This window comes from Paraburkholderia oxyphila NBRC 105797 (assembly GCF_000685075.1).
In the GTDB taxonomy this organism is placed as follows: domain Bacteria; phylum Pseudomonadota; class Gammaproteobacteria; order Burkholderiales; family Burkholderiaceae; genus Paraburkholderia; species Paraburkholderia oxyphila.
This window is the reverse complement of sequence record NZ_BAYD01000050.1, coordinates 21,422-34,344: the sequence shown is the minus strand read 5'-3', so window position 1 is coordinate 34,344 and position 12,923 is coordinate 21,422. Positions and strand designations below refer to the sequence as shown.

Here is a 12,923-nt window from a genome sequence, read left to right as displayed (position 1 = left end):
GTCACCAGACCATCCAGCCCGGTGCATGAATGACGTGGGTGGCGAGTGGCCAGAAGATCGGCAGATACGCGGCCAGCATGACGACAAAGGCGAATGCCGACCAGCGTCCAATGGGCTCGCATGCACGGGCGAGCGCCGGTGTATCGGGCATGCGGGCCTGCGGCGCCGGGCGCTCCGAAGGCGCCAGATCGAGCGCATAGCTCGGCCGGCGGCCGATCGCCTGGGCAAACGGAACCGGCGTGAGCGCCGCTTGCCGCTTGCCGGCGATCAGCGTGCCGAAGAACACGATGTAGAAGCACGCAATGGCCAGCCACAGGATGACGCCGCCCACGGCCGCCATGGTCAATGGCACCTGCGCGGAGCCATAGAGGTTCTGATAGGCCATGTGCGGCAGATCCGATACCCAGGCCCGGCGCGGCACGCCATACACGCCAGCCCACAGGAATCCGAGCGCAAACGTCATGATGCCGGCGAACCACAGCCAGATCGCGGCCAGCGCCAGCTTGCGGCTGAGCAGCGCGCGGCCCGTGAGATTGGGCAGTAGCCAGAACGTCACCGACATCAGCGTCATGGCGGTCACGGTGCCGACCGTCACGTGGAAGTGCCCGGGCACATACACGGTGTTGTGAACGGTGGCGTCCAGTTGCCAGCTTCCATTCACCATGCCCGTCGCCCCGCCCAGAATGAAGGTCAATGCGGCAAGGACCTGGCCGGCCACGCTCGGATCGCTCCATGGCAGAGCCTTGAACCAGCCGAACCATCCTTTGCCGCCGCGGCAGCGCCCGGCATATTCGAGGCTCAGGCCGAGCGAGAAGGCGGTAATCAGGCTGGGCAGCGCGACCGACATCGTCAGGACGGTCACGATGCCGCGCCACACCGGCGAGAAGCCCGGATCCTGAAACTGGTGATGGCTGCCCACCGGCAGCGAAAAGACCAGCAGCAGGATGAAGGTCAGTCTGGCCATCGGGTCCGAGACCAGCTTGCCCCCGGCCTGGCGGGGCAGCAGGCAGTACCACGAGATATAGGTTGGCATGAGCCAGAAGTAGACGATGGGGTGACCCGTGAGCCAAAAGAGGGTGCGCGTGATGAGGGGATCCACCGTGCCGACGAGGCCGAGCGCCCACGGGTCGAGGAACGCCACGAGCTCGACCACGACGCCCAGCGCGGCGAAGCTCCACATCCACATGGTGATCATGCTCATGTAGGTGACGAGCGGAGTGATTTCCCCGGGGTTGCTGCGTTTCCAGCGGGCGCGCAGGCCATGGACGATCGGCAGCGGAAAGAGGCTGCCGGCCCCGAGCAGCGTCATGCCGAGATAGAAATACGGGCTGCCCTTGAGCGGCGGATAGAACGTCCACAACACGCTCGAGGAGTTGTCGAACATGGCGAGCAGCAACAGCGCGGTGCCAAGCGCCATGATGACGAAGCCGCTCAGCCACAGCGGCATGTTCGGCTTCAGGCCGAGCTCGCGTGCGGGCAGATAGACCAGCAGGCCGCAGATCACGAAGAACGTGAAGACATAGCCGTTCAGCACGCCGTGGATCGTGAGGCCTTCATAGTAAGTTTGCAGGACCGGCCGCAGCGCGGGATAGGCGTTGATGCCGCCGTAATTGAGCGCCTGCAGCGGCCCGATCGACGCGCCAATCATCAGCGCGGAAAAGCCGACGACAAGATAGGCGAGCATGGTGTGACGCACCGCTGCGCTGCCGGCGCCTGTGCTCGCGTAGTGCCCGGAAACGGTCTGGTTTTCGGTCGAGAGGCTCATGACGCATCCTTGGGGTCGACGACGATGCTGCCGATCATCGAGTGGTGCTCGATGCCGCAGTACTCGTTGCAGATAACGTGGTAGGTGCCGGCATGACTGAAGGTGTAGGTCACCTTGCCGACGGCGCCCGGAACGGCGGTCAGGTTGATCGTCGTTCCCTGAACCTCGAAGCCGTGCAGCACGTCCGAGCTCGTCACGTAGAACGTGACTTCCGAACCCTGCTTGACGTGGATGACGCCAGGCGTCCATTGCCAGATGTGGCCCACGACATGGACCGCGTAGCTATCCGGTCCGGTCTGGACGAGCTGGCCGTCGCGAAAGGCCGGTGTGTCCATGACCGAGTCGGGGTCGCGGATCGATCCCGCGCCCTTGACGACCACGCCATAGTCGTACACGACGTAGAACATCGCGCAGACCGTCAACAGGGCCAGCATGACGAGTGCCATGAAGATCCATACACGCTCGTGCCGCTCGGCGCTGTGGTGAAACGCCTGTTCGAAGCTCGTGCTCTCTTCGCTCATTGCTATGGCCTCCTCAGCTTCTGCTCAGAAAGACCGCGGACATGGTCACCCAAACCAGCGCGAAGACCACCAGCAGGAAGCCGGCGACAACCCAGCTTCCCACCGGCCGCACCGGGCCCGCCGGACGATCGGGCGTGCCGTCCGGCGACGGGCGCGTGTGTTCAGGATTGCTCATCGTGTGTTGCTCCAGTGGCGTGGGCGGGCGTCCCGGATGTCGAGACCGGAACGGTTCCGAAGGGTGGGGTGTGATCGGGAGCGCCGAGCAGGACGCCGTTCACGGTCGTGCCGTACGCGGAATACGGGCTGTCGTGGAATTGCTTGCGCGTTTGAGCAACGTCGCCGGTGAAGCGCGGGTCTTGAGGACGGACCTGGCTGTCGATATAGGTGGCGACGTCCCAGGCTTGCTGAACCGTCAAGCTGTTCGGCATGCCGAGCGGCATATTCGCCCGGACGAACGCAGCCGCGGTGTCGATCGCAGTCAGGCCGGCGCCCCAGTTATAGGACTGCGCACCCCAGAGCGGCGGGAAGGCCGCGTGTCCGTCGGACGACTTGCCTTCTCCATTCGCACCATGACATACCGCGCAGTTCTGGCTGTACACGGCGGCGCCCCGGTTGTAGTCGGCGGCGAGGGCGGGTGCCGGGAGTGCCGGGTAGCCTCGTCCGGCAGGCGGCTCGCCGGTCGGGACGCCCTTGGCGAGAAAGTACGCGTAGCTTTCGAGCGCGACGAGCGTGCGGTCGCCCAGCGGCGGAGCCTTCCCGTTCATGCTGTACTGGAAGCAGCCCTGCAGGCGTTCGGCGAACGTGTTGACGTGCTCGTTCTTGCTCCGGTAAGCGGGATAGGCCACGTAGGCCGCCCATAACGGCGCCGAGTTGGCCTGACGGCCATCGGACAGGTGACAGTTCACACAACTGAGCTTGTTGCCCACGAAGCCGCTCGCATACTGTCCCGGGTTCGCGAATATCTTCTTGCCTTCGCGAACCATTTCGCCGAACTCGTTGTTCGGAATGGCCGAATCGGGCGGGGGTTGAAAAGCGGCGGCACTCACCGTCGTGTCCTCACCGGCTCGGCGCCACGGTTTCTCCGTAATGGCCCAGATGACCGTCGCGAGAAATGCGATCGCGAGAATCGAAACCAGAGCGAGTTGCCCACGATGCCGGGTCATTTACCGTCTCCGTTTGTCGGGTTTGAAGATGTCTGAGTGCCGGACGCAGCGGGGAGTCCGGCGAGATAGACCGACACCGCATCGATATCGGCATCCGAAAGATGCTGTGACACGGTCACCATGAATTTGCCGGCGGGGCCGCGTGCTTGCCCGGCGCGCCAGCGATAGAGCTGCGTGCTGGCATAGGCTGCCGACTGACCGGCGAGCGGCGGCGAAAACGCTGCAATGCCGCGGCCCGCGGCGCCGTGACAAAGCACGCATGCGGGCACGCCCAATCGGGGCAGTCCGTTCTCGTAGAGGTTTCGGCCGTGATCGATCTGCGCCTGCGTGGCATGGGCGGGCGTATCGGGAGCCCCCGCGGGCAGAGCGGCAAAATATCTGGATACTTCGAGTTGCTGCTGCGTAGTCAGCGCCTTTGCATACGGCGCCATGACTATGCTTTGCCGTTCACCATCGGCGAAATAGGCCAGCTGCCGCGCGAGATAATCCTGCGGCAGTCCCGAGAGCCGGGGGATGCCCATCTCGAGGTTGCCCGAGCCATCGGCGCCATGGCAAGCCGCGCAGCTCGCCGTACCCTGCTGCATGCCGGAAACGGCGATGTCGCGGCCCGACAGCGCCGGCCCCTGAGCGGCCCAGGCGGGCATGGCGTACAACATGGCGAGCGGTAGCGAACGTATCAGGCCTGCCAGTATGGTCGAAATCTTCATCGGCGGATTCCTTCTCGCTTGGTAAAAGACCGTCCTCGTTGCGACCGGCACGGCTAGATGCCCGCCACGGCTCCCGCCAGTCCCGCGATGCTCACGACGGCTACGCAGGCACACACGAGCCACAGATAGGCGCTGCGCGGCCGATGCGCATGAGGCAGCGCCACGAACGAGAGCACGACCAGCAGGCCGGCCACGAGCGGCAGCATCACCGCGTTGACGACCTGCACCCCGACGTTCAGCGAAACGAGGTTCGGTGCAAGCCAGACGATGAAAGCGCTGCTTGCTACCGCGGCTGCGTAGATGCCGTAGAACCACGGTGCGCTGGCCGGGCGCTGCTCGAGCGAGCGCTTGTAGCCCGCGACTTCGCCGAGTCCCCACGCGAGCGCCAGCGAGCAGACGATGGCGGCGACCAGTGACGCGCCCAGCACGCCGGCGCCAAACAGCAGCCGTCCGAGCCGCGAGCCGAAGGCGGCGGACAGCGCCGTGCTGATGTCGCCCACGCTCTGCACGCCTTGCGCACCGGCGTGATTGCCAAGCGTGGCGGCCGCCGCCACGAGGATGGCCGCGGTCAGCAACTGCGTGAGCACGGCGCCCACGGCCGTTTCGAGCCTGGCAGCCGGATAGTCGCGCGCGCTCAGCTGACGGTCCGCCACGGCGGCCTGCTGATAGAACACCATCCAGGGGTTGAAGGTCGCGCCAATCAGTGCCGCCGCGAGCCAGAGAAACTCCGGGTGCGTGAGCGGCAAGTCGCGTAGCTGCCGTGCGAGCGTGCTGGCATCGGGGTGAGCATGCCAGGCCACCGCGAAAAACGAGAGCTCGAGCGCGCCGATCAGCATCGCGATGCGGTCGACGCGCTTGTGCGACCCCGTGAGCACGACGCCGAGCAGAACACCCACGGCGAGGGGCAGCGTGAGGTTGCGCGAGACCCCATACATCTCGCCGACACCGGCGACGCCAGTGAACTCGGTGACGAGCGAGCCGAGCACGGCCACCAGCAGCCCGAACGCGGCGAGCCATGCCCATACGGGCCCAAGGCGCTTGCGGATCAGCTCGCCGTGCCCCTCGCCGGTAAAGATCCCCAGCCGCACGCTGAGGTCCTGAATCATGTAGAGCAGCGGAATCAGCGCGAGCAGCAGCGGCATGAGGCGCACGCCCCAGCGCGCACCGCTTTGCGCCGCCGTGACGACGTTGCCGGCATCACAGTCGGCGAGCATCACGAGGATGCCGGGTCCCCACAACGCGGTCGATCGTGCCGCGCGGACCAAAGCGCGCCACAGCGATGGCGATACGCACAGACGGCTGCGCAACCGGTGGAGCAGGGATGGGGCAATAGATTGCATCTTGACGCAACAGGTTCGATGAGCAGACACCAAGACGCGATGCCGCGCCGGAAAGGCGCGGCATCGCTGCGACTTCCCGGAAGAATCAGTGGCCTGCGCTGCCGCCAACGTCTTCCAGTTGCCGCATGACGGCATCGAGGTTGAACGACGCCGCCTTGTGGCGAGGCGGGAAGTGCTTGAACTCGTCGATTTCGCTCGCCACGACGGCCTGCATGGCGTAGATCAGATAGGCATGGGAAATCATCCAGTCATAGTACGTGTTGGAGTTTTCATCCGCACGCTCGAACGGGTCCCGGCGCAGATTGAACATCTTGGGAATGCGCAGCGGGATGAACGGCTCCGACCAGCACTGAAGCCGCGTTGCGCGCTGCTCTCGCAGGACCATCTTCCAGTCCTTCATGCGGATGCCGAGTATGTCGCCGTCGTCGCTGATGTAGAAGAAGCTCTCGCGAGGACTCTTGTCTGTCTGCCCGCTCAGGTAGGGCGCGAGGTTGTGGCCGTCAATGTGCACCTTGAACGTCTTCTCGCCGGCCTGATAGCCCTGGACCAGCTTCTCCTTGATGTCGGGCACCCCGGCCACGGCCAGTATCGTGGGCAGCCAGTCCTGGTGCGCAACGATGCCGTTGAACACCGAGCCCGCCTTGATCTTGCCGGGCCAGCGCACGAAGGCGGGCACGCGCCAGCCGCCTTCCCAGTTGGTGTTCTTCTCGGAACGGAACGGCGTGATGCCCGCGTCGGGCCAGCTGTTGTAGTGCGGACCGTTGTCGGTCGAGTACATGACGAAGGTGTTGTCGGCAATGCCCAGCTCGTCGAGTTTCGCCAGCATTTTGCCGATGTTCTCGTCGTGCGCGACCATCACGTCGTTATAGTCGCCCTGGCCGCTCTTGCCCTTGTGCTTCTCGGCGCAGTGCGTCCGGAAGTGCATGGCCGTGGTGTTGTACCACATGAAGAACGGCTTGTCCTCGCTGTGCGCCTTGTCGATGAACGCGAGCGCGTGAGCGGTGGTCTCCTCGTCGATCGTCTCCATGCGTTTTTTCGTGAGCGGACCGGTGTCCGTGACCTTCTGCCCGCCCTTGCCGTCGGCCCAGCAGTGCAGCACGCCGCGCGGCCCGAAGCGCTTCTTGAACTCGGGGTTCTTCGGGTAGTCCGGATCTTCTGGTTCCTCCTCGGCGTTCAGGTGATAAAGATTGCCGAAGAACTCGTCGAAGCCGTGCATCGTGGGCAAGAACTCGTCCTTGTCGCCGAGGTGGTTCTTGCCGAACTGCCCGGTGGCGTAACCGAGCGGCTTGAGCAACTCCGCGATGGTGGGGTCCTCGGCCATCAGGCCAATGTCGGCGCCCGGCATGCCGACCTTCGTGAGACCCGTGCGGATCGGATTCTGGCCGGTGATGAAGGCTGCGCGGCCCGCCGTGCAGCTCTGTTGCGCGTAGTAGTCGGTGAACGCCGCGCCTTCGTTAGCAATGCGATCGATATTGGGCGTGCGATAGCCCATCTGTCCACGGCTGTTGTAACTGATGTTCCACCACCCGATATCGTCACCCCACAGGATCAGGATATTCGGCAACTTGCTGGCCATGCTATTTCTCCTTCGCTTGGTGTTGCTTCATTGATCGGGAGGGTTCCCGACAGACTGGCCGATACGTGCAGATGACTTGCAAAGCGGCCCCGCTGCTACTCCAATACGTTTTGGCGTGACGCCCGTTGCTCGAAGCGCTGCTCAGGGACTGGCGCAAGCGTCGCCAGCCGGATACCGGCCCGCCTCCAGCGTGATTCAACCGGCCATGGCGGCCGCCGCGCGAACCGTGCTGCCATGGCAGAAGCGGAACTTGCGGCCGCTGCCGCACGAACAGGGGCTGTACGGGTCGCGGCGCTTGTCGTCGGCTTTCATCAGCGGCATGACGTCGGCGGGCGGCCTGCCCGCGCTGAATAGCCGGGCCATCTTCTGCATGGCGGGGCGCGTGTGGGTGAAGAACAGTTCGAGGCCCGGGCAAAGATAGTTTTGCCCGGGTTCGCCCTCGCGCGAGAGCGCAAAGCGGTCCTTGGGGCAGCCACCGTTGCATAGCGGCCTGACTTCGCAGTGCTGGCACTGTTGCGTGAGCGAATCGCGCTTGGCTTCGCCGAACTCGCGCTGTGCGGGCAGGGCCATGAGTGTGCTCATGTGCGTCTCATGAATGTTGCCGAGCTTGTAGCCGGGCTCGACAAAGTGATCGCACGAATAGAGGTCGCCGTTGTACTCGAGCGCCGGGCCCTGACCGCAGACAGGCGCGTGAATGCACAGCAGATGACGGCCGAACATGGCCTCCAGCGTCACGTCGAACAGCTGCACATAAACGCTGCCTACGTCGTGGCGCACCCATTCCTCGAAGATATCGACGAGGAACTGGCCGTACTGGCGCGGCCCGACCGAGCGTTGCGTCACGACATTGCCGGACTGCGTGTAGAGCACGCGCTGGTGCCCGGGACGCTCCCGCCAGCCTAGATTGGCGAGTTGGATCGTTTGCTCGGTGGCCCGCTCGATGATGGGGATGAACTGGATCCAGCGCGCGCCCAGTTCGTCGCGGAAAAACTGATAGACGGCGCGGCCGTGGGCCTGGTTCGCCGCATTGACGGTGCACAGAATATTGAATTCGACGTCGTGCTTGCGCAATAGCCGCCAGCCGCGCATCACGAGATCGAAGGTGCCGTTGCCCTGCCGGTCGACGCGGTAGGTGTCGTGCAGCTCGCGGGGCCCGTCGACGCTCAGGCCAACGAGGAAATCGTGCTCCTTGAAAAAGGCGCACCATTCGTCGTCGAGGAGCAGCCCATTGGTCTGAAACGTATGCTTCACGATTTGACCGGGCTTCCGGTACTTTTCCACGAGCGCGACGGCCTGGCGAAAAAAGTCCACCCGCATCAGCGTTGGTTCGCCGCCTTGCCACGCGACCGTGACCTGCGGGGTGCGATGGGATTCGAGGAGCTGGCGGATATAGGCGTCGAGCGTCGCATCGGACATCCGGTGGCGGTCGTTCGGATAGAGCGCTTCCTTGGAGAGGAAGAAGCAATACTGGCAATCGATATTGCAGGTCGAGCCACTCGGCTTGGCCAGCAGATGAAATCCCGGTGGTGCGTTATCGGCCGGGACAGCAGCGGGCATGAAACCAGCGCTGTTTTGCTCTGCGATACCGTTCGATGCTTTGGAATCCTTCAAGACAATCTCCCCACGCCTGTTCGACTAGTGAATTCTCCGCCATTGCACCGCGTGCGATGCAAGGCTATCACGATGTGCGTATTCGCAACAGTAAATACGTTCCTTAATCGATCTCTATTTCAATTAGAAAGGGAAATGTCATTCTTGACGAGGTAACGACATCTTTCGTCGAAAAATTTTTCGTAAATTCGATATTGAATTTTTCAGAAACACCGGTATCTTTTCCACGGTGCACATGACCAGAAATGCATGCACATTGAATCGCGATTCAGACACTGGATAACACATGAGGAGCATGCCGTGACGGAAAATGGCACACCCCGCTCGACGAATGAGCTGGCAGTCGACCGCACCGATCTCGCGGCCAGACGTACATTGATGGCCGCTGACCGGACACTCATGGCATGGGTGCGCACCGCGCTTTCCATGATCAGCTTCGGCTTCACGATTTACAAGGTTTTGCAGAGCTTCGAAGCGGCTGGCGGGCAGCTTTCTCACCCGCATAGCGCCCGCACAGTGGGTCTTTTTCTCATTGGCATGGGCACGGCGGCGCTCGTGCTGGGTGCGATCGAATATTGGCGCACCCTTGCGGACCTGCGCGAATACCAGGCCGGGAGCGTCTGGCGCCCGACGTTTGTCATTGCGATGATTCTTGCGGCTTCGGGAGCTTTTCTCTTCGTCAGCATCGTTGAACGGATCATGTAGCCGCGCGATATCCGTACTCGTTTGGGTGCCGCGTTGCGTATCCGTGGAAAGGAGAGGGGAGTGAGCGAATTTTTGATGCGGGTCGTTTCCAACATGCAGGATCGCGTCACTGGACCGCTTCATCTGAGGATCATTTTTCAGCCTGCGATGGCATCTTTTTTCGCCATTCGCTCGGGCCTTCGTGATGCAAAACTTCGCAGGACGCCCTATTTCGAGGCGATCGTCACGGGCGCGCGCAGTGAGGCCGAACTGATTCGCAGCGGCTGGCGAAATGTGGGCAAGATCTTCATTCTTGCAATGGTGCTCGATCTTGTATTTCAGATCTTTGCATTTCACAGGATTTACCCAGGTGGAGTCGTGCTGGTTGCGCTAATTCTTGCTCTTGTTCCCTATGTGATCGTTCGCGGGCTGGTTGCCAGAATTGCAAGGAAACGCTGAATCTCACAGTCTGTTGATCGAAAGCTTTGGGTCGAGGTGGGCCTCGTCCGGTGGCGGCGAGCAGATGCAATGCCCGATCGGACCCATTGCCACGTTGCACCTCTTAAAGCTTTGCCTGGTTCCGGCGCGAACGCCATTGGGGAATGAGGCAACGATATTGCCCGAAGGGGCAATGCCATCGTTCGCTCATGTCGAACGAATCGCGGTCTTTGCGCGGATCCAGGTCGGTGGGAGGGGGTGCCGGGGGGGAAGTAGACGTTGCAGGTGCCGCCCGGCGCCGTGGCAAGGCCTGCATACACAGGGCAGATCACGGTCGTGGAGCCGGGCAAGACGCTCGCACGGGGCGCCACGGGGCGTGCGCGGATTGCCCCGACCCGGTCCGGACCTTGCCGGCTACGCGGCTTGCGCCCGTGAATCCGCCGCGCAACGGTCCGGTGTCGGCTTTCGGGAAGCCTTTTCGCTTACCGGCCAAATATCTCCATGGCACCCGCGTTGAAGCCATTGACGAAGTCATGCTCGCCCGGACCCGGATTCGCGCGGAACGCCTTCGCTGCTTCGACCAGCACCTCGTCCGTATCCGTGCCGAGCACCGCCATCGTTTCTTCGATGAACGCGTCGAGCGGCATCGCCTGCTCGGCTTCGCGGCTGTTCATCAGGTCCGTGCGGACCCAGGGCGGCGCGATCTCCAGCACGCGCACGCTCGTGTCGCGCAGCATGAAGCGCTGCGAGAGCACGTACGAATGCACGGCCGCCTTGGTCGACGAATACACGGCCGTCAAGGCGAGCGGGACGAATGCCAGCACCGAGCTCGTGTAGGCCACGACGGCGTCCTTGCGCGTCTTGAGATGATCGATCAGCGCCGACGTCATGCGGATCGGCCCAATCAGATTCGTGTCGATGGTGGAGACCAACAGCGCGTCGTCGATATGGCCGGCCGCGTCGTCGGGCTGCATCACGCCCGCGTTGTTGATCAGCACGTTCAGATCGGGATAGGCCGCGATCAGTTGCGCCGCGACCCGCTCGATGCTGGCCGGATCGGTGATGTCGAGCTCGACGGCGGCCATGCCTGGATTGGCGGCCACCACCTCGTCGAGATGGCTGCGCCGGCGTCCGCTGATAATGACCTTGTTGCCGCGCTGGTGCAGCGCTTCGGCGAGCGCGCGGCCGATGCCTGAGGTGCCGCCCGTGATGAAGATCGTGTTGCCGCTGAGTTTCATGATCGTACTCCTGAATAAATGGTAGGGATGCGGATGGTTCAATCAAGCGGGAATCAAGCGGGGAAGCGGCCGCCGGGGAAACGGTCGCCGAACATCGGCAAGCCACTCGCCGATTCGGCTTGCGTCGCCTCGTCCTGGAGTACGTCCCAATGCTCGGCGAGCTTGCCGTTTTCGAAGCGCACGACGTCGGCGGCGATCCACGCGGCGGGCCGGCCGTGCCCCGAGAAGCGGCCATGCGCGATCACGTAATCGCCTTCGGCCAGGATCAACTGGTTCTCGTAGCGCAAGGTGGCGGGCAGCGTGCGGACCAGATCGAACAGGCCGTCGCGTCCCGGTGCGATATGCGCGCTGTGCTGAATGTAGCGCTCGGACCAGAAGCGCTGCGCGGCGGCGTAGTCGCGCTTGTTGAACAACGTATCGAAGGCCTCCAGCACGAGTGCCTTGTTCTGTTCCGCCGTGGTTTTCGTCATCTTCAATCTCTCTTGAAAGGTTCTTGCAAGGGCGCGCAGGCGCGTCAACTGGTGACTGAACCGGCTTTTGCCTGACCAGCGGGGCAAAAGCCGGCTATACTCAAGACAATGGTGATCGACATCGTCATTGCAGGCCATTGTGGTCGCCCGCTTTGATGATGTCAATGGTGATCACCATTGTATTTTTCGATGAATCTGATTGGGCCGGGGCCGGCCGAAAAGAGGGCGATATGGGTGTTTCGAGGGAACAGGCAGCAGAGAACCGGCGCGCGATCGTGGCGGCCGCGGAAAAGCTGTTTCGCGAGCGCGGCGTCGATGCAGTCGGGCTCGCTGAGCTGATGAAGGCGGCGGGCTTTACGCAGGGCGGTTTCTACAACCACTTCAAATCGAAGGACGCGCTGGTGGCCGCCGTGATGGACAAGGCGCTGGAGGAGGGCCGCGAGACGATTGCCGGCGTCATCGATCACGCGAGGCAGGCCGGCGCCGACGCGATCGAGCAGCACATACGCACGTACCTCTCCGCCGAGCATCGCGCCGATATCGAAGCGGGCTGCCCGCTGTCCGGTTTCGCGGGCGACGCACGCCGGCTCGACGATGAAGCGCGCGCCGCCTACGCGCAGGGTCTTGCAGCGTATCTCGACGGGATCGCCGCGGTGATTGAGGAGCGTGAAGGAAGCCGTGCGGGGACGCAGGCCGCGAGCGAGGCGGCAGTGCGCAGCGAAGGCAGCCGCGCAGAGGCGATCGCGCTGCTCAGCCAGTTGGTGGGCACGCTGGTGCTGTCACGCGCCGTGGTGGACGTGGCTCCGGCGCTGGCCGATGAAATACTCGATGAGGGCCGGCGACATTTGCTCGACGCGACCGGCACGCAAGTGCGCGTCGCCCAGGCGAGCCACGCGCGCGGCGGTACTTCAACCTGACTTCCGTCGTTTCCGAGCGATCACGGCACCGTGTTCTCGACGTTGCCGGGCTCCGCCCGCATGCGCGGCGGTCATCACACGCGGGCGGGCGAGCCGGCTGCAGGTCGATTCAGCTGAAGTCAGGTCAATGCAGCTCAGTCGCCGATCAGAAACCTGCTGCGATCCGGCTCGTCCTTGATCCAGTTCGGCGGCTTGCCACGCCCCGACCATTCGTTGCCCGTCACCGGGTCTCGATACTTCGGCGGCACCTTGCTGACCTTTGCCGCCGGCGCGGGGCCGCGGACTTCATCGAGCGTGATCCGGTGCAGCTTCATTTTCCGGACGATCTCGTCGAGCACGTTCATGCGTTCTTCCTTGAACGCTTCCTGAAGCTGTGCCTCGAGCTGTTCGCGCTGGGCGATCAATTCTTTGTAGCTGGACATCGTGATGGGCGGTTGACGGTAACGCCGATATTTTAACGCGCGCGGGCGCGCGTTCGTGCAGTGCCAGGATC

Annotated in this window: 14 protein-coding genes; 3 read left to right on the top strand and 11 right to left on the bottom strand. The window is 63.4% G+C overall.

Going from position 1 to position 12,923, the window contains the following annotated elements; genetic code table 11:
- Position 1: 1 nt before the first annotated feature.
- The 8 genes from BO1_RS27445 to BO1_RS52915 all read right to left on the bottom strand — a co-directional run bounded on the left by BO1_RS27445 (position 2) and on the right by BO1_RS52915 (position 8,683).
- A complete protein-coding gene (locus BO1_RS27445; RefSeq protein WP_028220297.1) occupies positions 2–1,765 on the bottom strand; it encodes a cbb3-type cytochrome c oxidase subunit I in 1,764 nt (587 codons plus the stop codon).
- The gene (locus tag BO1_RS27440) at positions 1,762–2,286 is read right to left on the bottom strand and encodes a cytochrome c oxidase subunit II (protein WP_028220296.1); all 525 of its coding nucleotides are present in this window, start codon (positions 2,284–2,286) and stop codon (positions 1,762–1,764) included. Before BO1_RS27440 ends, BO1_RS27445 begins: the two co-directional genes overlap by 4 nt.
- Before the next feature lie 13 nt (positions 2,287–2,299).
- Positions 2,300–2,461: a hypothetical protein gene (locus BO1_RS59460; protein WP_156992419.1), complete on the bottom strand. Its 162-nt coding sequence runs from the start codon at positions 2,459–2,461 to the stop codon at positions 2,300–2,302.
- Positions 2,448–3,449 (bottom strand): c-type cytochrome, encoded by a 1,002-nt coding sequence (locus BO1_RS52925; RefSeq protein WP_063744718.1) that lies wholly within the window; start codon positions 3,447–3,449, stop codon positions 2,448–2,450. The genes BO1_RS59460 and BO1_RS52925 overlap by 14 nt, the downstream gene beginning before the upstream one ends.
- A complete protein-coding gene (locus tag BO1_RS52920; RefSeq protein ID WP_156992418.1) occupies positions 3,446–4,207 on the bottom strand; it encodes a c-type cytochrome in 762 nt (253 codons plus the stop codon). Before BO1_RS52920 ends, BO1_RS52925 begins: the two co-directional genes overlap by 4 nt.
- A gap of 2 nt (positions 4,208–4,209) precedes the next feature.
- The gene (locus BO1_RS27420; RefSeq protein ID WP_052409608.1) at positions 4,210–5,394 is read right to left on the bottom strand and encodes an NRAMP family divalent metal transporter; all 1,185 of its coding nucleotides are present in this window, start codon (positions 5,392–5,394) and stop codon (positions 4,210–4,212) included.
- 187 nt (positions 5,395–5,581) lie between these two features.
- Positions 5,582–7,072: an arylsulfatase gene (locus BO1_RS27415; protein ID WP_028220294.1), complete on the bottom strand. Its 1,491-nt coding sequence runs from the start codon at positions 7,070–7,072 to the stop codon at positions 5,582–5,584.
- A 195-nt stretch (positions 7,073–7,267) separates the two neighbouring features.
- Positions 7,268–8,683 carry an anaerobic sulfatase maturase gene (locus BO1_RS52915; protein ID WP_245643911.1) on the bottom strand — a complete coding sequence of 472 codons (1,416 nt, stop codon included), beginning with the start codon at positions 8,681–8,683 and terminating at the stop codon, positions 7,268–7,270.
- A gap of 300 nt (positions 8,684–8,983) precedes the next feature.
- Between BO1_RS52915 and BO1_RS27405 the strand changes: the two genes are divergently transcribed.
- On the top strand, positions 8,984–9,388 hold the full coding sequence (locus BO1_RS27405) for a YidH family protein (protein ID WP_218002829.1): 405 nt from the start codon (positions 8,984–8,986) through the stop codon (positions 9,386–9,388).
- Positions 9,389–9,448: 60 nt separating this feature from the next.
- On the top strand, positions 9,449–9,826 hold the full coding sequence (locus BO1_RS27400) for a hypothetical protein (protein ID WP_028220292.1): 378 nt from the start codon (positions 9,449–9,451) through the stop codon (positions 9,824–9,826).
- Positions 9,827–10,287: 461 nt separating this feature from the next.
- Here BO1_RS27400 and BO1_RS27395 read toward each other — a convergent pair whose 3' ends face one another.
- A complete protein-coding gene (locus BO1_RS27395; protein WP_028220291.1) occupies positions 10,288–11,043 on the bottom strand; it encodes an SDR family oxidoreductase in 756 nt (251 codons plus the stop codon).
- Positions 11,044–11,096: 53 nt separating this feature from the next.
- Positions 11,097–11,513 (bottom strand): nuclear transport factor 2 family protein, encoded by a 417-nt coding sequence (locus BO1_RS27390; protein ID WP_028220290.1) that lies wholly within the window; start codon positions 11,511–11,513, stop codon positions 11,097–11,099.
- A 230-nt stretch (positions 11,514–11,743) separates the two neighbouring features.
- On the opposite strand from BO1_RS27390, the gene BO1_RS52910 reads away from it, so the two are divergent.
- Entirely contained in the window at positions 11,744–12,430 is a 687-nt protein-coding gene (locus BO1_RS52910; protein WP_043286745.1) for a TetR/AcrR family transcriptional regulator, read from the top strand.
- Positions 12,431–12,564: 134 nt separating this feature from the next.
- On the opposite strand, the gene BO1_RS27380 is transcribed toward BO1_RS52910, so the two are convergent.
- Positions 12,565–12,852: an H-NS histone family protein gene (locus BO1_RS27380; protein WP_028220289.1), complete on the bottom strand. Its 288-nt coding sequence runs from the start codon at positions 12,850–12,852 to the stop codon at positions 12,565–12,567.
- Between the last annotated feature and the right edge of the window lie 71 nt (positions 12,853–12,923).